This is a genomic window from Metabacillus litoralis, from assembly GCF_020524045.1.
GTDB lineage: Bacteria > Bacillota > Bacilli > Bacillales > Bacillaceae > Metabacillus > Metabacillus litoralis_C.
Genome location: NZ_JAIVKL010000041.1, coordinates 1 through 1,716, shown reverse-complemented (window position 1 = coordinate 1,716; position 1,716 = coordinate 1). Strand labels below are relative to the sequence as shown.

Below are 1,716 nucleotides of genomic sequence, written 5' to 3'. Positions count from 1 at the left end.
TTAGGTTAAGTCCTCGATCGATTAGTATCTGTCAGCTCCACACGTCACCGCGCTTCCACCTCAGACCTATCAACCTGATCATCTTTCAGGGATCTTACTAGCTTACGCTATGGGAAATCTCATCTTGAGGGGGGCTTCATGCTTAGATGCTTTCAGCACTTATCCCTTCCGCACATAGCTACCCAGCTATGCCTTTGGCAAGACAACTGGTACACCAGCGGTGCGTCCATCCCGGTCCTCTCGTACTAAGGACAGCTCCTCTCAAATTTCCTACGCCCACGACGGATAGGGACCGAACTGTCTCACGACGTTCTGAACCCAGCTCGCGTACCGCTTTAATGGGCGAACAGCCCAACCCTTGGGACCGACTACAGCCCCAGGATGCGATGAGCCGACATCGAGGTGCCAAACCTCCCCGTCGATGTGGACTCTTGGGGGAGATAAGCCTGTTATCCCCGGGGTAGCTTTTATCCGTTGAGCGATGGCCCTTCCATGCGGAACCACCGGATCACTAAGCCCGACTTTCGTCCCTGCTCGACTTGTAGGTCTCGCAGTCAAGCTCCCTTGTGCCTTTACACTCTACGAATGATTTCCAACCATTCTGAGGGAACCTTTGGGCGCCTCCGTTACATTTTAGGAGGCGACCGCCCCAGTCAAACTGCCCACCTGACACTGTCTCCCAGCCCGATCAGGGCTGTGGGTTAGAATTTCAATACAGCCAGGGTAGTATCCCACCGACGCCTCCACCGAAGCTAGCGCTCCGGCTTCTCAGGCTCCTACCTATCCTGTACAAGCTGTACCAAAATTCAATATCAGGCTACAGTAAAGCTCCACGGGGTCTTTCCGTCCTGTCGCGGGTAACCTGCATCTTCACAGGTACTATAATTTCACCGAGTCTCTCGTTGAGACAGTGCCCAGATCGTTACGCCTTTCGTGCGGGTCGGAACTTACCCGACAAGGAATTTCGCTACCTTAGGACCGTTATAGTTACGGCCGCCGTTTACTGGGGCTTCGGTTCAAAGCTTCGCTTGCGCTAACCTCTCCCCTTAACCTTCCAGCACCGGGCAGGCGTCAGCCCCTATACTTCGCCTTGCGGCTTCGCAGAGACCTGTGTTTTTGCTAAACAGTCGCCTGGGCCTATTCACTGCGGCTTTTCCGGGCTATTCACCCTAAAAAGCACCCCTTCTCCCGAAGTTACGGGGTCATTTTGCCGAGTTCCTTAACGAGAGTTCTCTCGCTCACCTTAGGATTCTCTCCTCGCCTACCTGTGTCGGTTTGCGGTACGGGCACCTCTCACCTCGCTAGAGGCTTTTCTAGGCAGTGTGGAATCAGGAACTTCGGTACTATAGTTCCCTCGCCATCACAGCTCAGCCTTCACGACAACGGGATTTGCCTCGTTGTCAGCCTAACTGCTTGGACGCGCATATCCAACAGCGCGCTTACCCTATCCTTCTGCGTCCCCCCATTGCTCAAACGGTGAGGAGGTGGTACAGGAATTTCTACCTGTTGTCCATCGCCTACGCCTTTCGGCCTCGGCTTAGGTCCCGACTTACCCTGAGCGGACGAGCCTTCCTCAGGAAACCTTAGGCATTCGGTGGAGGGGATTCTCACCCCTCTTTCGCTACTCATACCGGCATTCTCACTTCTAAGCGCTCCACCAGTCCTTGCGGTCTGGCTTCTCAGCCCTTAGAACGCTCTCCTACCACTGTCCAAAGG

General features: G+C 54.6%; 1 rRNA gene. It reads right to left on the bottom strand.

Annotated elements, in window-relative coordinates:
* Position 1: 1 nt before the first annotated feature.
* Positions 2–1,716, bottom strand: a 23S ribosomal RNA gene (locus LC076_RS23905); the annotation flags it as partial.